This window comes from Desulfurobacterium crinifex (assembly GCF_054656775.1).
The window spans coordinates 812386-828426 of record NZ_BAAHXO010000004.1 but is presented as its reverse complement, the minus strand read 5'-3'; the positions used below and the strand labels follow the sequence as shown (position 1 = coordinate 828426).

At 41.0% G+C, this 16041-nt stretch carries 15 protein-coding genes and 3 tRNA genes; 7 read left to right on the top strand and 11 right to left on the bottom strand.

Annotated features, from left to right (window positions below; translation table 11 throughout):
- Positions 1–2: 2 nt before the first annotated feature.
- From ftsH to ACYQ3A_RS06325, 4 genes are all read right to left on the bottom strand, one after another.
- Positions 3–1901 carry an ATP-dependent zinc metalloprotease FtsH gene (ftsH, locus tag ACYQ3A_RS06340; RefSeq protein ID WP_459897437.1) on the bottom strand — a complete coding sequence of 633 codons (1899 nt, stop codon included), beginning with the start codon at positions 1899–1901 and terminating at the stop codon, positions 3–5.
- Between the two features lie 11 nt (positions 1902–1912).
- The gene (hpt, locus tag ACYQ3A_RS06335; RefSeq protein ID WP_459896324.1) at positions 1913–2428 is read right to left on the bottom strand and encodes a hypoxanthine phosphoribosyltransferase; all 516 of its coding nucleotides are present in this window, start codon (positions 2426–2428) and stop codon (positions 1913–1915) included.
- Positions 2410–3744, bottom strand: coding sequence for a tRNA lysidine(34) synthetase TilS (tilS, locus tag ACYQ3A_RS06330; protein ID WP_459896323.1), 1335 nt, complete (start codon positions 3742–3744; stop codon positions 2410–2412). The genes hpt and tilS overlap by 19 nt, the downstream gene beginning before the upstream one ends.
- 22 nt (positions 3745–3766) lie before the next feature.
- Positions 3767–3843 (bottom strand) — tRNA-Met (locus ACYQ3A_RS06325).
- Positions 3844–3936: 93 nt separating this feature from the next.
- Here ACYQ3A_RS06325 and ACYQ3A_RS06320 point away from each other — a divergent pair.
- Together ACYQ3A_RS06320 and tig are read left to right on the top strand one after the other, a co-directional pair.
- Complete coding sequence (locus tag ACYQ3A_RS06320) at positions 3937–5145, top strand: argininosuccinate synthase (RefSeq protein WP_459896322.1); 1209 nt, start codon at positions 3937–3939, stop codon at positions 5143–5145.
- Entirely contained in the window at positions 5146–6474 is a 1329-nt protein-coding gene (gene tig / locus ACYQ3A_RS06315) for a trigger factor (protein ID WP_459896321.1), read from the top strand. It abuts the gene before it with no gap.
- A 281-nt stretch (positions 6475–6755) separates the two neighbouring features.
- Here the strand turns inward: tig and purL are convergent, their stop codons facing one another.
- Positions 6756–8984: a phosphoribosylformylglycinamidine synthase subunit PurL gene (purL, locus tag ACYQ3A_RS06310; RefSeq protein ID WP_459896320.1), complete on the bottom strand. Its 2229-nt coding sequence runs from the start codon at positions 8982–8984 to the stop codon at positions 6756–6758.
- A 109-nt stretch (positions 8985–9093) separates the two neighbouring features.
- Here purL and ACYQ3A_RS06305 point away from each other — a divergent pair, with 109 nt between their 5' ends.
- The 5 genes from ACYQ3A_RS06305 to ACYQ3A_RS06285 all read left to right on the top strand — a co-directional run bounded on the left by ACYQ3A_RS06305 (position 9094) and on the right by ACYQ3A_RS06285 (position 11081).
- Positions 9094–9303, top strand: a complete 210-nt coding sequence (locus tag ACYQ3A_RS06305; protein WP_459896319.1) for a DUF1858 domain-containing protein — start codon at positions 9094–9096, stop codon at positions 9301–9303.
- Entirely contained in the window at positions 9296–9814 is a 519-nt protein-coding gene (locus tag ACYQ3A_RS06300; RefSeq protein WP_459896318.1) for a ferredoxin domain-containing protein, read from the top strand. The genes ACYQ3A_RS06305 and ACYQ3A_RS06300 overlap by 8 nt, the downstream gene beginning before the upstream one ends.
- Entirely contained in the window at positions 9814–10773 is a 960-nt protein-coding gene (locus tag ACYQ3A_RS06295) for a magnesium transporter CorA family protein (protein ID WP_459896316.1), read from the top strand. Before ACYQ3A_RS06300 ends, ACYQ3A_RS06295 begins: the two co-directional genes overlap by 1 nt.
- A 131-nt stretch (positions 10774–10904) precedes the next feature.
- Positions 10905–10982, top strand: a tRNA-Pro gene (locus ACYQ3A_RS06290).
- Between the two features lie 22 nt (positions 10983–11004).
- Positions 11005–11081 (top strand) — tRNA-Arg (locus ACYQ3A_RS06285).
- Here ACYQ3A_RS06285 and ACYQ3A_RS06280 read toward each other — a convergent pair.
- Genes ACYQ3A_RS06280 through porA form a run of 6 tightly spaced genes read right to left on the bottom strand, consistent with a single transcriptional unit; the run spans position 11040 to position 16041 of the window.
- The gene (locus tag ACYQ3A_RS06280; protein ID WP_459897436.1) at positions 11040–11858 is read right to left on the bottom strand and encodes a YdcF family protein; all 819 of its coding nucleotides are present in this window, start codon (positions 11856–11858) and stop codon (positions 11040–11042) included. The genes ACYQ3A_RS06285 and ACYQ3A_RS06280 overlap by 42 nt on opposite strands.
- Entirely contained in the window at positions 11858–12787 is a 930-nt protein-coding gene (bioB, locus tag ACYQ3A_RS06275) for a biotin synthase BioB (RefSeq protein ID WP_459896314.1), read from the bottom strand. The genes ACYQ3A_RS06280 and bioB overlap by 1 nt, the downstream gene beginning before the upstream one ends.
- On the bottom strand, positions 12784–13365 hold the full coding sequence (locus ACYQ3A_RS06270; protein ID WP_459896312.1) for a GTP-binding protein: 582 nt from the start codon (positions 13363–13365) through the stop codon (positions 12784–12786). Before ACYQ3A_RS06270 ends, bioB begins: the two co-directional genes overlap by 4 nt.
- 8 nt (positions 13366–13373) lie before the next feature.
- Entirely contained in the window at positions 13374–13847 is a 474-nt protein-coding gene (locus tag ACYQ3A_RS06265) for a roadblock/LC7 domain-containing protein (protein WP_459896311.1), read from the bottom strand.
- Entirely contained in the window at positions 13841–14821 is a 981-nt protein-coding gene (locus ACYQ3A_RS06260) for a thiamine pyrophosphate-dependent enzyme (protein WP_459896310.1), read from the bottom strand. Before ACYQ3A_RS06260 ends, ACYQ3A_RS06265 begins: the two co-directional genes overlap by 7 nt.
- Before the next feature lie 11 nt (positions 14822–14832).
- The gene (gene porA, locus ACYQ3A_RS06255) at positions 14833–16041 is read right to left on the bottom strand and encodes a pyruvate ferredoxin oxidoreductase (RefSeq protein WP_459896309.1); all 1209 of its coding nucleotides are present in this window, start codon (positions 16039–16041) and stop codon (positions 14833–14835) included.

The window sequence follows — 16041 nt, the reverse complement described above, 5'->3', positions numbered from 1 at the left end:
CCTTACGCCTCCAGTTGGGGATTTAAACCAGGTGGTATATCCTCTATAGCATTTTTCTTTTCTTTTCTTTCTTCTTCTTTCTCCGAACCTGTAGGAGGTTTATTATTAAAATCGGAACTCGTTGATTTCAGTTCTCCTCTCATCGCCTTATCAATCTCTTCTCCCGTAAGGGTTTCTCTCTCAAGAAGAGCTTTTGCAAGGTTTTCTAACTTATCCATGTTCTGAGAAATGAGCTCCTTAGTTCTTTCATAAGTCTCCTTGATGATTCTCTTAACTTCTTTATCTATCAGTCTTTTCATTTCTTCACTGATAAGCTCCACAGGTTCACCAAACTGCTCTTTAAGTTTTACAGCTATGGGGCCAATTCTATCACTCATTCCCCACTCAGCCACCATCCTTCTGGCAATCTCTGTTGCTCTTTCTATGTCGTTTCCAGCACCTGTCGAGATGGTTCCAAGTGCTAACTCCTCAGCAACCCTTCCACCAAAGAGAACACAGAGTCTGTCAAGGAGATAATCTTTAGTATAGGTATACTTGTCCTCCTCTGGAAGCTGTTGTGTGATTCCAAGAGCCTTACCCCTCGGAATTATGGTAACCTTGTGGACTTTATCGGCATTTGGAAGCAGCTTTGCAACAAGTGTATGACCCGCCTCATGGTAGGCTGTAGTAACCTTCTCCTCCTCGGAGAGAACCATACTCTTTCTCTCAATTCCCATGGTTACTTTGTCTTTTGCCTCCTCAAAATCTTCCATTGTTATCTTTCCGTGGTTCTTTCTTGCAGCAATGAGAGCTGCTTCGTTTACAATGTTTGCAAGGTCTGCCCCAGAGAACCCAGGAGTTGAACGGGCAATAATTTCAAGGTCTACATCCTCAGCAAGAGGTTTGTCCTTTGTATGAATTTTAAGAATTTCCAGCCTTCCTCTTACGTCAGGAAGAGGAACGTATATCTGCCTGTCAAACCTTCCAGGCCTTAGGAGAGCAGGATCCAGAATGTCAGGCCTGTTTGTGGCTGCAATGACAATTATTCCTTCTGAACTTTCGAAACCGTCCATCTCGACAAGGAGCTGATTTAAAGTCTGTTCCCTCTCGTCGTGTCCACCGGTAACTCCTGCTCCTCTCCTTCTACCAACAGCATCGATTTCGTCGATGAAGACGATACATGGAGCATGTTTTTTAGCCTGCTCAAATAGATCCCTCACTCTTGATGCACCAACACCAACAAACATTTCAACAAATTCTGAACCACTAACGGATAGGAACGGTACATTTGCCTCCCCTGCAATCGCCTTTGCAAGGAGGGTCTTACCAGTTCCAGGAGCTCCAGCAAGAAGAACTCCTTTCGGAATCCTCCCTCCAAGTTGTTGGAATTTCTTTGGATTCCTTAGAAAATCAACAATCTCAGAAACTTCTTCCTTTACTTCATCAATTCCTGCAACGTCCTTAAAAGTAACTTTTGGTTTATTGTCAATAAACACCTTTGCTCTACTTTTTGCAAAAGAAAGAGCTTTATTGCTTCCTGCACTCATCTGTTTCATCATACTGAGCCAGAGGAGAATAAGGAAAATCATTGGAAGCCATGAAACAAGAACAGTAATATACCAAGGACTTCCTTCTTCTGGTTTAACCTGAATTTCAACTCCCTTTTCTGTTAACTTATCTATAACGCTGTTATAACCCGGGGGAAGGTAAGTCTCAAAAGGCTTGTTATCCTTTGTCACCCCCACAACTTTCTGTCCTTGGATTACAACTTTCTTGATTTCTCCCTTCTCAACCTGCTGAATAAACGTTGAGAATGGTTCCGTATGGCTCTTGAGCTGATTGGAGTTAAAAAAGTTAAAGGCTAAAATGATTAAAAGCGCTATTGTCAACCAGAGCGCAAGACTTTTTCCTATCTCCTTCATTTTGTCCATCTTTACTCTCCTCTCTTAAAGTATCCTATGTAGGGTAGATCCCTGTACATTTCGTTAATATCAAGTCCGTAACCAACAACAAAATAATCAGGAATCTTAAAGCCTACGAAATCGGGTCTAATATCTACTTTCTTTTCAATTTGTTTATCAAGAAAAACGCAAGTTTTAACAACTTCAGGAGAATGTTTTATTACCTCATCATAAGCAAGCTTTAAGCTTTCTCCAGTATCAAATATGTCATCTACAATAAGAACTTGCTTCCCCTTAAGATCCAATTCCGGAAGAACAGTTATCCTGAGTTCACCCTTTTTCTCTCCATGGTAGCTCTTGATTCTTATAAAGTCCAGTTCAACTTCACTCTTCATGTATCTCATCAAATCCACTGTAAAGACAACAGCTCCTTTAAGAATCGAAACGATCGTTATCAGACTGTTTCCAAATTCGTTTGAAATCTCCTCAGCTAATTCTTCAACTCTTTTCTTTATCTTTTCTTCCGGTATCAAGATTTCGAAGTCCAACTTTTAAACCTCACAATGATATGATTTTCTTCTGGAGTAGAGTTAATATATGTCCTGTAGACTCCAGGAATCCATACTATCTCTTCTCCAAGCTGAACAACAGGTAAAATATCTCTTTCCCTAAGGGGGATTTTTTTCTCTATCAGAACTTTTTTAAGAGGTCTCGAAAAGCCCCTAAAACGTAATCTGTCCCCAGGTCTTCGGTTCCTGACAATTATACCTTTACTGATAGCTTCACTATAAGGTATGAGAAAGCCTTCTTCTCTGCCATTCCACAGGTCAAACTCAAGAATCCCAGCAGGTGTTTCTACCCGGGAAGGAAATTCCTCTACTCTCACAAAAAAACTTTTATCTTTTCCGTTTTCTTTTAATATACATAACTTTCCTTGATCCTTAAATATCACAAATCCCTCAAGAGGTTTAAACTCTTTGTAACCCCTTTTCTCAACTAAATTTTCAATCGATTCAACTTTACCGTGGGGCAGTGTTCTGCCGGTTATTCTTTTGAAAGCTTCTCTAAGGAGCTCTTTTCTTAGTGCCGGACGGAGAGCCTTAAACTCTTCCAGAGGTACGCAGAAGTTTTCCTCTTTCAAATAGTTCTGAAGAAGATTTTCCACCTCTTCTAACAAAAACCCCTCAATTTCTCTCAAAACTTCTGCACTCCTGAGTACAGCTTCTTCTAAGCGAGGATTGATATTTTTAAGAACAGGAATTACTCCTATCCTTACTAAATTCCTCTCGAAATCTGTTTTAAAATTGGAGCTATCGATAACAAAAGGAAGCCGATTTCCTTCAACGTATCTTTCTACCTCTTCCCTTGTAACTTCAAAAAGGGGACGGATGATCCTATCTCTCTTTGGAAGGAAACCTCTAAGACCTTTAATTCCCGCTCCTTTTGTTAAATTGAGAATAACTGTCTCCACAAGGTCTGACGCTGTATGTCCCGTTGCGATAAGATCTCCATCTATTTTTTTCAGAGTCTCTTCCAGAAACCTGTATCTTACCTCTCTTGCAATAGCCTCAACATTCTTTCCTTTGGAAATTTCTTTGACATTTTCCCTTCGGACAAAGAGAGGAACATTCCATTTCCTGCAAAGGTCTTTTACAAACTGTTCATCCCTTTCTGACTCCTCATCTCTCAGCATGTGATTAAGATGCGCCGCTACAACTTCAATCTTTAGATTTTCTTTTAGTTGGAGCAGAACGTGTAGGAGGGTTACGGAGTCAGGACCACCAGAAAGGGCAACAAGAACTTTTGAATTTTGAGGAATTAGCGAAAACTTTTTGATTGTCTTTTCAACTTTTTCTTTTAACATAAGCAGGAACTATTTAGAAATTTGGTGGCGACGGGTGGAGTCGAACCACCGACCTGGCGGGTATGAGCCGCCCGCTCTGACCACCTGAGCCACGTCGCCACTTGCGGATAAAAATATATCCTCTATACTTCCCACTGTCAACAAATTTTTCGTAAAATTCCACAATCTAAAGAGAAAAAATTGGAGGAGAATGTGGGTAAAAGAGTTGTTCTTGCATATTCTGGAGGACTTGACACATCGGTTATTGTCAGGTGGCTGGCTGATAGAGGATTTGAGGTTATCACCTACACGGCAGACGTTGGACAGGGCGAGGAACTCGGAGAGATAGAGGAAAAGGCTAAGAAAGCTGGTGCCGTAGAGGCAATCATTGACGACATAAAGGAGGAATTTGCAAGGGAGTACTGCTTGCCCCTTATGAGGGCTGGAGCTCTCTACGAAGGGAAATACCCACTTCTTTCTGCACTCTCAAGACCCCTCATTGCCAAGAAGCTTGTTGAAGTTGCCCATGAGAAAGGGGCAGATTACGTTGCCCACGGTTCAACTGGAAAGGGAAACGACCAGGTGAGATTTGAGGCTTCTGTCTGGGCACTGGATCCAGATATTGAGGTTCTTGCACCAGTTAGGGAGTGGGAGTTTAAATCAAGAGAGGAAGAGATAGAGTACGCAAAGAAACATGGAATTCCCGTTGTTGCAACAAAGGAAAAGCCATACTCTTACGACAGAAACCTCTGGGGTGTTGCTATAGAAGCTGGTCCTCTTGAAGATCCTTACGTTGAGCCTCCAGAAGACGCCTTTGTTATCACAAGAAATCCACTTGAAGCTCCAGATGAGCCTGAGTATGTGGAGATAGAGTTCGAAGAGGGAACTCCTGTTGCCATCAATGGAAAAAGATATGAGGAGCTCTGGAAACTCATCTGGGATCTCAACGAGATAGCCGGAAAGCATGGCTACGGTAGAGTTGATATGGTCGAAAACAGACTTGTTGGTATCAAGTCAAGGGAGGTTTACGAATCTCCAGCAGGGTTACTTCTTATAAGGGCTTACGATGAACTCGAAAGCCTTGTTCTCGATAGATTCACATACCACTACAAGCAGAGCCACATAAAGCACCCTTACGCTGAGGTTGTTTATGAAGCTCTCTGGTTCACACCGTTAAGAGAAGCAATGGATGCCTTTAACAACTCAATCGCTCCGCTTGTAACCGGAAAGGTAAGATTCAAGATCTACAAAGGGAACGCTACAATTGTTGGAAGACAATCTCCAAACTCACTCTACATTGAGGATCTTGCAACTTACAGTCCAAAAGACACTTTTGATCACAAGGCTGGAGCAGCATTTACAAAGGTTTGGAGCTTACCATTAAAAGTTATGGGAAGAGTAAGAAAGGAAAGGAGGAAATAGATGGCGTACGAAGTTGAAAAAAGGAACGAGGTAGTTTATGCAGTAAAAATTACTGCCGAACCTGAAGAGCTCGAAAAAGAAGTCAACGGAATCTGCAAGGAGATCAGGAAAACAGCAAAGATTCCAGGATTCAGACCAGGAAAGGCTCCAATCAACATAATCAAGAAGTACTACGAAGAGACAATAAGGGATGCTCTTCTAAGAACCTTTGTTGCTGAGAAACTTTCTGAAGTAATAAAGGAAAAAGAACTTCAGGTTATTACGGAGCCTATGGTTGAGGAACTGGATTTTTCTCTGAAGGAAAACAGATTCTCCACAACCATTCTTTTCGAAGTCAAACCCTCTATCGAGCTTAAAGCTGAAGACTATAAAGGCATAAAGGTTAAAAAGACCACAAGAGAAATTACCGATGAAGACGTTGAGAAAGTAATTGAGGGGCTCAGGAACCAGCAGGCTGAATTCAAAGAGGTTGAAAGAGAAGCAAAGGAAGAAGATCTTGTTGAGCTTGAATACGAAACGGTGATAAAGGAAGGAGAAGAGGAGAAAACTCAGAAAGGTTCTGTTTCCGTAATTCTCGGTCAGAAGCAACTCTGGCCAGAGGTTGAGAAAGAAGTTCTTGGTAAGAAGGCTGGAGAAGAGGGAGAAGTAACATTTACTGCACCTGAGGATGAAAAAGTTTATGGAGAAGCAGCAGGCAAGGAAATAACTGTTAAGTTCAAGGTCAAAGCCGTTAAGGAGAAGATACTCCCTGAGGTTAACGACGAGTTTGCCAAGAAGCTCGGCTTTGAAAACCTTGAAGAGATGAAGAAGAGGATTAGGGAAGACCTTGAAATCTCCGAAAAAACAAGAGAACAGGAAGAGGTTGAAGATCAGATAGTTGAAGATCTTCTCAAGAAAGTAGAGGTCCCAGTTCCTCCATCAATGCTCGACCTTGAGATAAGAGCTCAGGCAGAGAATCAGCTAAGAAGACTTGCCCAGTTCGGTGTTGACGTTAGACAGATGAATCCTCAATCAATTATTGAAATGGTAAGACCTACTGCTGAGAAAACTGTTAAAGTGAAGTTACTCCTTGAGAAAGTTGCTGAACTCGAAGGTATAGAGGTAACAGACGAAGACCTCGAAGCTGAAATTCAAAAGCTTGCAGACGCAGCTTTTGGCGGTGACTATGTTCAGGCAAGACAGTCTCTTGAAGAAAGAGGACTCCTTGGAATGATAAGACAGGATGTCCTGAGACAGAAAGCCCTTGACAAACTTATCGAACTTGCAGAGATAGAAGAAGTTCCAGCTGAAGAGGTTGCTAAATCAGAAGAGAAAACCGAAGAGAAGTAATTTGAGCCCCTTCGGGGGCTTTTATTTTTAGTTTCTGGGTCTTTAGTTTTTTTCTCTTGTGGAAATCTATCTTCAGCCTACCCCTAAATAAAACTCCATCCTTAGCTTCTGACCTGCAAAGAAAAGGATTAAACAAGTTAACGCAAGAGTTATTGCTATCCAAGAATAAAATCCCATCAAAAACTCTAAGCTGTTTGGAAAGAAAGGAAAAATAGTTAAGTGATTCAGGAATAAAAAAAGAGACCGGCTAAAAATGCCAGTCCCTCACTCTACTTCCTGTCTTAAAGCTCACCTGTTAGCTTTCTCTCAAGAGAGTTTTCGTAGATCTCCTTACACTCCTTAATGCTCAAATTAATCACTTCTCTACCTTTGTGTCTGACAATCCCTTTACCGGTTCCTGTTACTACCCCGATTACTTTCGCAGGAACAGTCTTTTCCTCAAAGAAGTTAAGAAGCTCTTCCACTTTTTCCTTAGCAACTGTTACAACTATTCTGCTCTGATCTTCACCAAAGAGGAGGAAATCTGTCCGGATGTTATCTTCAAAATCAACCTCAAATCCAAGTTCCTTTTCGAACGCTGACTCAAAAAGGTTTACAGCAAGTCCACCTTCAGAAACGTCGTGGGCACTCTTCACAAGTCCTTTTTCTATTGCTTCAACAATGGCTCTCTGAAGAATCCTCTCAAAAGCAAGGTCTATTGACTGTCCTCTGCCTCTAAACTCTCCCTCTACAAGCTTCTGATACTCTGAACCAGAAATGTTTCCAACATTCTCCCCAAGGAGAACAATTACATCCCCTTCTTCCTTAAAGAAAGAGGTCATCCTCTTCTCAACGTCCTCTAAAACTCCCACGCAGACAACTGTTGGTGTAGGAAATACCGCTCTCTTACCTATATCAGTTGTGGTTTCATTGTAAAAACTTACGTTTCCACTTACTACTGGAGTCTCAAGAACTCTACAGGCATCCGCCATTCCATCTGTTGCCTTCACAAACTGCCACATTATCTCTGGATCCTCAGGACTTCCAAAGTTAAGGCAGTCTGTTATAGCTCTTGGAATAGCTCCAGAACAGGCAACATTTCTTGCAGCTTCCGCAACGGCTATCTTTCCACCTTCATAAGGATTCAGATAACAATAACGGGAGTTACAGTCAGAACTTATTGCAATTCCCTTTTTACTCTCCTTAACCCTTAAAACAGCTGCATCGGATCCCGGATAGACAACCGTATTTATCTGAACCATGTGGTCATACTGTCTGTAAATCCATCTTTTGCTGGCAATTGTTGGAGAGTCAAGGAGTTTTTTAACTACTTCGTTGTAATCTTCTGGTTCTGGAATCTTGTTCTGATCGTAGGAGAGATTCTCTTTTATATACTCAGGAACCTTAAACGGTCTGCAGTAAACCGGAGCTTCGTCCGTCAGGGCTTTAATTGGGAGCTCCGCAACTTTCTCTCCATACCAGAAGAGTCTAAGGACTGGTTCTTCTATGATCTCACCGATTACACAGGCATCAAGATCCCACCTTCTGAAAACTTCCATTATCTCTTCTTCTTTACCTTTTTCACAAACAACAAGCATCCTTTCCTGTGATTCAGAAAGCATTATTTCATAAGGAGTCATTCCTTCTTCTCTTGTTGGCACCTTATCAAGTTCGAGCCTTACACCAACTCCTCCACGAGCTGCCATTTCAACTGAGGAGGAAGTCAGCCCTGCAGCTCCCATATCCTGAATGGCAACTATTCCATCCTTTTCCATCGCCTCAAGACAGGCTTCAATGAGGAGTTTTTCCATAAAAGGATCGCCAACCTGAACGTTTACCTTCTTTTCAACCTCCTCCTCAGACGAAAACTCCTCAGAAGCCATTGTTGCACCGTGGATCCCATCTCTTCCAGTCTTTGCACCAACGTAGATAACAGGATTTCCAACACCTGCAGCCCTTGCGTAGAAGATCTTGTCCTTCTTCACTATTCCAAGGGCAAAGGCATTTACGAGAGGATTGGTCTGATAGCAGGAATCAAAGTAAACCTCCCCTCCAACCGTCGGTACACCAACACAGTTTCCGTAGTGACTGATTCCAGAAACTACCCCCTTTGCAACATACCTCATCTTAGGATCGTTCAATTCTCCGAATCTGAGAGAATCCATACAGGCAACAGGTCTTGCACCCATCGTGAAGACGTCTCTCAGTATTCCACCTACTCCAGTCGCTGCCCCGTGGAACGGTTCTATGAACGATGGATGGTTGTGGGATTCAACCTTAAAAGCTGCACATATCTGATTCTCTTCATCGACCATTATTATTCCAGCATTCTCACCAGGCCCTTGAACAACCCATGGAGCTTCAGTTGGAAACTTTTTCAGATGTGGTCTCGAGGACTTGTAGGAACAGTGTTCTGACCACATTGCAGAAAAGATACCCAACTCAACAAGGTTTGGTTCCCTTCCCAGTATTTTCAAAATCCTCTGGTACTCTTCCCAGGTAACGTGCTGTTCAACGATTTCTCTATCCATTTCCTTCCCCTGGATTGTTTATAAAGTGCTAACTAATTATAACCTTTAACTTGAAAAGGTGTTTGGAATGATAAAATTTTCCATAAAGCACTCGAAGAGAGGTTTTGTTTTGAAAGAACCAAATCTTGATATGACACTCAGGGAGTGTCTTGAGAAATTCCCCCAGCTAAAAGATACACTTTACTCATTGGTTGAAGAATGCATCTACTGCGAAGGGTTCAAAGATGAAACTCTAAGAGAAGTTTTTAAAGCTCACGGACTTAATCCCGAAAAATCTCTGAAAAAACTCATTAAAGCTCTGGGAGAGAAAAATGTTTGAATACATAAACGGAATTAAACTGGTAGCAGAGCTCATGTGCTGTAGCGCCATAACAGCACCAAAGGGAAAAGGAATTAACCTCCTCTACACGAAAATTTTCGAAGGAGAGGAAAAAGAAAGAGTTGCAGATCTTATGGAACAAATAGGTAAAGAAAAGGAGATTCCTTTCTTCATCAGGGATGCAAAGAACGTAAGAGACTCCTTGCTTGTTGTCTTCATTGGTACAGAGGTAAAACCAAGGGGTATACCTTTTTGTGGTTTCTGCGGGTTTGAAGACTGTGAAAAATCCTCAAAGGCTAGAGCTTACTGCGCATACGCTGTGGGAGACCTTGGAACAGCAATAGGCTCAGCAGTTAAAGTCGCTTCCGACAACAATATCGACAACAGGATAATGTTCTCCTTCGGAAAAGCAGCAATCGTCGGAGGATTTGTTCCAGAGAAGATCAAACTGGGATACGGAATTCCACTATCTGTAACCGGCAAAAACATCTATTTTGACAGGAAAATATAATGGAAAATCTTGCCTGGGTCGTCATTCCTGAGAGGGACTCTATAACCACTCTGAGAACAGAGATTCCTTCTCTTTTGGAGAATGAGGAACTCCTCTCTAAAAGTCCCAAGTGGATTCATTTGAGAAATATAGACGACCAGGCAGAAAAACTCCTTTTAAAACACTTCAAAATAAACGAACTTTCCTTGGAAGACTGCCGTTCAGAAGCAAGATCAAAGGTTGAGGTTTTTGAGGATTACGTATTTGTCCTGATGATCTACTTTGATGGAGGTATAATCCGCCAGAAAAAGCTCTGCATCTTCTGGGGAAAAGATTTCATAATAACAGTTGGTAGTCGGAGACTTTTTGAAGAGGCAAGGAAGAGTCTTTCCTTAGAAGAGAAACCGTTCGATCAGGGAATAGAAAAGATCCTCTGGCTGATCTCAAGCATCGTAGCAGACAAGTTTAAAGATGTTACAGACATCTTAGAAGAACAGGCAGATGAAGTAGAAGCAAGAGTCTTTAAAGAGCAGAACCCGGAACTTCTTGAAGATATCTCAGACCTCTCATTTGAAATCCTCACACTTAGGAGAACACTTAAACAGCTCAGGGATACCTACAAATCACTGATTTCTTCCGCTCCCCGTTTCATAAATCCTGAAAACATCCACTACTTCAGAGACCTTCTTGATGAAATTAGCATTCTCTACGACAGAGCAGAAACTTTGCATGAATTTATTCAAAACGTTCTCAATGTTTTCTCTTCCCTTGTCTCTTTCAAGCTAAATGACATTATGAAAACCTTAACCATACTTATTACCATTCTTGAACCACTAATGCTCATTAGTAGTTTCTATGGCATGAATGTGGAAGAACTTCCCTTAGCCCATTCACCTTATGGTATTTTCTTTATCTCCTTCATAATGCTGTGCGTTTCACTCACCTTCCTCTACTACTTCAGAAAGAGAGGATGGATTTAGAATTTCTGTCCAACCAAATCTATTGTAAATCAATATCTCCACACAAATTGAACAACTATTTTGTAATCAAACTCGAGCAAAAGGACTTGTCAAATCCTGCCAGAAGTCCTAAATTACTCATCGTCAAGTTTCGGGGCATAGCTCAGCTTGGTTAGAGCGCGTGCCTTGGGAGCACGAGGTCGCCCGTTCAAATCGGGCTGCCCCGACCATTTTAAAATCCCTCCCCTTCAGGGGCCCGTAGCTCAGCTGGATAGAGCAACGGACTTCTAATCCGTAGGTCGGAGGTTCGAATCCTCCCGGGCCCGCCACTTTAAAAGATTCCTCTTCTGAATTAGCTCAAAATAAACTATTCCTATATACTCGTGGATTCCTGAGAAACCATCGTATAAATTCCCCATTCTCGGAAAGTAACTTGACCACTTATAAGGAGCTCTATCGACTCTATAATCAGCAGGTACAGGAATAACAGAAAAACCTACAGACTTAAAAATCCTATAACTTCTTGGCATGTGATACGCTGAAGTGACAAGGCAAATCTTTTTAACTCTTCTTTTACTCAATATCTCGTAGGTAAAGATACCATTCTGGAAAGTATTCTTGCTTTTATCGTCCTCAATTACCTCTTTGTCGGGGATGCCAAGGTTAGTTAAAAATCTTTTCATTGCTGAAGATTCCGGTTCTGCCTTCTCATTGAATACTTTTCCTCCTGAAACAACAAGAGGTTTCTTTATCCTTTTCCATACCTTAAAGGCTGTATAAAGCCTTTTTGCTACTTGAGGTTTTACTGCTGCTTTTCCCCCTTCTTCCGGAGAATGAGAAATCTTTCCACCTCCAAGAACAACTATCGCTTCACAATCGAGTTCAGTTTTACTTGGGTAAGGAAATGCATTTTCTAATGGAAGAAGTATCCTGTCCTTAACAGGTTCTATTGAAAGTAGATAAATAAGAGTAGCCGTTAGCGTAAGAATAACTATTCCAATTTTTCTCTTGTTGATTAAAAGAAGAACTATACCTATTAGTATGAGAACAACAAAGATTCCAGGTGGAAGAAATAAAAATGTAAAAAACTTTGAAAGAATAAACATTAAACCCTCAGATTCGATTCAAAACCAAGGTCCTTTATCATTTCAGCATCATCTTTTAAACTTCTGCCTTTTGTTGTTAGATAGTTTCCAACCATTAAAGCACTTGCAGGAAAAAGCCCAAGAGGTTGGAGCTCTCTTAGATTATACTCTCTACCCCCACAAATCCGTATCTCTGCTGCAGGTATTGCCATTCTAATTGCCGTAAGAATTCTCAAACACTTCAAAGGAGTTAAGAAGTTTGCGTTCTCAAGAGGAGTTCCTTTTACAGGATGAAGGAAATTTACAGGAATAGAGTCTACTTGGAGCTCCTTCCAGGTCTCAATAATTGAAGCTACATCATCATCACTCTCACCAAGACCAAAAATTCCACCACAGCAGGTTGAGAGACCAACCTCTTTTGCTTGTTCAATTGTCTTTACTCTATCCTCCCACTTCTGAACAGTCGTTATTGTAGGATAGAACTCTTTTGAAGTCTCAAGGTTATGGTGATACCTATCAAGACCCGAATCCTTTAAGAATTTTAGATCAACTTTCCTAAGCTGACCCAAAGATGCACAGACTTTAACTTTTGGACTTTTAGACTTTATCTTTTCAATAACTTTAGCAATTCTTTTTAACTCTTCCCTATCTATAGAAATACCACTTGTTACAAAGCTAAACCTGTCTATTCCTTTTTCAAAAGCATTGAGCGCAGCGTCTATAAGTTTTTGTTCTTCAAGAAGCGGATAAGTCTTAATTTTTAAATTAAACCTTGCCGACTGTGCGCAGAACTTACAGTCAGAAGGACATTTGCCACTTTTTGCATTTAAAATAGCACAAGTTTCTATTTGTTTTCCAAAGTACTTAATTTTTTTCTGAAGAGATATGTTGAGAAAGGAATAGAACTCCTCAGGAGAACAGTTGAGAATTTCCTTTATCACTTCTCTCATTCTTTGAGCTTTCTCAGAACTTGTTTTGTTATTTCTTTGAAGGTTTCAAGAACTCCTATACCTTTGATAGCTATTGCTTCAAAATCTGGACGGTTCCACCTGTTAAGATCTCTTCTAAGAATATCTACTGGTAAAATATTCGGAAGATCTCTCTTGTTGTATTGAAATACAAGAGGAATTTCCTCGATGTCTATTTTATACTCTTTAAGGTTTTCTATCATGTCATCTAAGGTATCAAGATTTGCATCGTGTCTTTCTTCCTGAGAGTCTGCAACAAAAACAATTCCATCCACTCCCTTAAGTATAAGCTTTCTACTTGCTTGATAAATAATTTGCCCAGGTGTTGTATATAGATGAAATCTAACCTTAAATCCTTTTACATTTGATACTTCTATCGGTACAAAGTCAAAAAAGAGTGTTCTTTCCGTTTCTGTAGCAAGGGTTACCAATTCTCCTCTATTTTCTGGTCTCACATGCTCATAGATCCACTTAATATTAACCGTTTTACCACTTAATCCCGGCCCATAATAAACTATCTTACAGTTGATTTCTTTAGTCGCAAAGTTTATGAACGACATGACATCTCCTATTCAAAAAGTGAATCCAAATCGATTTCTTCCACATTAATATCCGATGAAATTGTCGTTTCTTTCTCTGTTCTTTCTTCTATTCTTTTTATAAGTTCCTTTATTTCCGGATAAAACTTTTTAATCTTTACTCTAATAATGCCAAGATTTGAAAGATTTTTGTTGAAAATTGCTACCAATATGTATTTTCCATCCAAAAGAATCATATAAATACCTTCTTCTTCTGTCTCTGTAAACATGTGATTCAGATCCTTGTCCCCTAATAGCTTTGAAAGTGCCTCTGAAGCTGCAACATTTCCTGCTGTTAATGAAGCAAAAGTGATATCATCAGAAGAGAAAGCCGGAGATTCACTCCGGCTGATTAACTGTCCTGATTTATCAATCAGTATAACTATCTTTGACTTACTCTCCTTTGCAAGGCCAGTAAGTAATTTCCTTAATTCTTTATCTTCTTCAGGTGTAATATTCAACATCTTTCTTCTCCCATCTCCTCCATCTGGTTAAGCCATTTCCATCTTCTATCAACTTCTGCCTGAAACTCCTCTATTAGATGTCTGTTTTCAGGCTTAAAGAGATGTTTAAACCTTCCTTGCAACTTCAGGTACTCTTCAACCGGCTTTGGATTCTTTGGCTTGTAAGTAATCCTCCACTTTCCGTTCTCAACTTCAAATAGTGGCCAGTAGTTGGTCTCTACTGCAAGTTTCGTTACAAGTATACCCTCTTCTTCCTTTGAACGCCATCCCCTTGGGCAGACAGAAAACGCATTTATAAAAGAAGGTCCCTCAGTTAAAAGTGCTTTCTTGAATTTTTCCATAAAATCCTTCCAATGTGAAGGAGCTACCTGAGCAACGTATGGAATTCCATGAGCTGCTGCAACTGCAGGTATCCATTTCTTGTTTTGAGGTTTACCCAAGCTTTCGCTACCTACCGGCTGTGTAGTTGTATTCGCATACTTAGGGGTAGCACTGGAACGCTGAATTCCTGTGTTCATGTAAGCCTCATTGTCGTAGCAGACATAGATAAAATCGTGTCCTCTTTCAAGAGCTCCAGAGAGGGATTGGAAACCAATGTCGTAAGTTCCACCGTCTCCAGCGAGAGCAACGAATTTTACTTTCTTATCTGTAGGCAATTTACCCTTTCTCTTAAGTGCCTTGTAGGCCGCTTCCACTCCAGAAATTGTAGCAGCAGCGTTTTCAAAAGCGTTGTGAATCCATGGAGACTTCCAGGAATTGTAAGGGTAAATGGTAGTACAAACTTCAACACAACCTGTTGCATTGGCAATAATAAGCTCATATCCAAGGGCATTCGCAACCATGTACATTTGCCTTATGATGATAGAAGCTCCACAACCTGCACAGAGCCTGTGACCTGGAGCAAGTTTTTCAGGATAGTTTGTTAGTTTTTTCAAAGGTGGAATTTTAATCTCAGCAGCTTTAACTTGAGCCATTGTTTCCTCCATTACTCTTTTAAGTTAAGGTAGTTTACGAGAGGAATTTCCTCTCCAGCAGCAAGCCTCATTAACTTGTCTATAGCCTCTTCAATGTGGTTAACGTTTGTATCCCTTCCACCAAGGCCGTAGATGAACCCTGTCATTGGGTAGTACTTACGCCTCAAGTGCTGTGCTGTTGCTACTTCTTCAAATAGTGGTCCTGAAGCACCACCAAAGGTTTCAGCTCTATCAAATATTCCTATTGCCTTACAGTTGGATGCCTCTATTGCATCCATTACATCGTAGTAAGGGAAAGGTCTAAATGTTCTTATTTTAATTACACCAGCTTTTATGCCTTTTTCTTCTCTCAATTTATCTACAACGTACTTTGCAGTTCCTGCAGTAGAACCTGTTATCACGAGGATGTAATCTGCATCTTCTGTTTTGTAAGTCTCGATGTGTTCGTACTTCCTGCCGAAAGCTTCTTCAAATGCCTCACCAACTTCCCTTATTACCTTATAGGCATTCATCATAGCTTCTCTCTGTTGCCTCTTGAACTCCATGTAGGAGTCTGTCATGGCAACAGCACCATGGGTAACTGGATTGTCAACATCAAGAAGTGGATACATAGTTTTTAGCTCACCTACAAACTCCTCTACAGCTCTGTCTGGGAGGAGTCTTACCCTTTCAATAGCGTGGGAGATAACAAAGCCATCCATACCAACCATAACTGGAAGTCTTGTTCTCTCGTCTTCAGCTATTCTTATGGCCTGAATCAAGTTGTCATACTGCTCTTCAGCATTTTCGGAAAAGAGCATTATCCAGCCTTGGTCTCTTGCTCCCATCATATCTGACTGATCGCCGTGGATGTTAATAGGAGCAGAGAGAGCCCTGTTCACAACAGTCATAACAATTGGAAGTCTCATTCCAGAAGCGATACCAAGAACTTCCCACATGTAGGCAAGACCAGGACCTGCCGTTGCAGTCATTGCCCTGCTTCCAGCAGCCGCTGCACCAACACATGCAGACATTGCTGAGTGTTCACTCTCCACAGGAATGTACTCACTGTCAACAAGACCATTTGCAACAAAATCTGCGAAGAACTGCATAAGTTCAGTCTGAGGAGTAATTGGATATGCAGCAACAACATCTGGATTTATCTGCCTCATAGCCTCTGCTGCTGCCATGTTTCCGGAGTATGGAACGTAGGTTACCTCTTTTATAAGCTCAGGTCTCAT

Bases quoted from the DNA above. Each gene is read 5' to 3' on its own strand.
- bioB (WP_459896314.1), bottom strand. From the start codon at position 12,787: ATGAGAGAAGTGATAAAGGAAATTCTCAACTGTTCTCCTGAGGAGTTC.
- ACYQ3A_RS06270 (WP_459896312.1), bottom strand. From the start codon at position 13,365: ATGTCGTTCATAAACTTTGCGACTAAAGAAATCAACTGTAAGATAGTT.
- ACYQ3A_RS06300 (WP_459896318.1), top strand. From the start codon at position 9,296: ATGTTTGAATACATAAACGGAATTAAACTGGTAGCAGAGCTCATGTGC.
- purL (WP_459896320.1), bottom strand. From the start codon at position 8,984: ATGGATAGAGAAATCGTTGAACAGCACGTTACCTGGGAAGAGTACCAG.
- tilS (WP_459896323.1), bottom strand. From the start codon at position 3,744: ATGTTAAAAGAAAAAGTTGAAAAGACAATCAAAAAGTTTTCGCTAATT.
- tig (WP_459896321.1), top strand. From the start codon at position 5,146: ATGGCGTACGAAGTTGAAAAAAGGAACGAGGTAGTTTATGCAGTAAAA.
- ACYQ3A_RS06295 (WP_459896316.1), top strand. From the start codon at position 9,814: ATGGAAAATCTTGCCTGGGTCGTCATTCCTGAGAGGGACTCTATAACC.
- ACYQ3A_RS06280 (WP_459897436.1), bottom strand. From the start codon at position 11,858: ATGTTTATTCTTTCAAAGTTTTTTACATTTTTATTTCTTCCACCTGGA.
- ACYQ3A_RS06265 (WP_459896311.1), bottom strand. From the start codon at position 13,847: ATGTTGAATATTACACCTGAAGAAGATAAAGAATTAAGGAAATTACTT.
- ACYQ3A_RS06260 (WP_459896310.1), bottom strand. From the start codon at position 14,821: ATGGCTCAAGTTAAAGCTGCTGAGATTAAAATTCCACCTTTGAAAAAA.
- porA (WP_459896309.1), bottom strand. From the start codon at position 16,041: ATGAGACCTGAGCTTATAAAAGAGGTAACCTACGTTCCATACTCCGGA.
- ftsH (WP_459897437.1), bottom strand. From the start codon at position 1,901: ATGAAGGAGATAGGAAAAAGTCTTGCGCTCTGGTTGACAATAGCGCTT.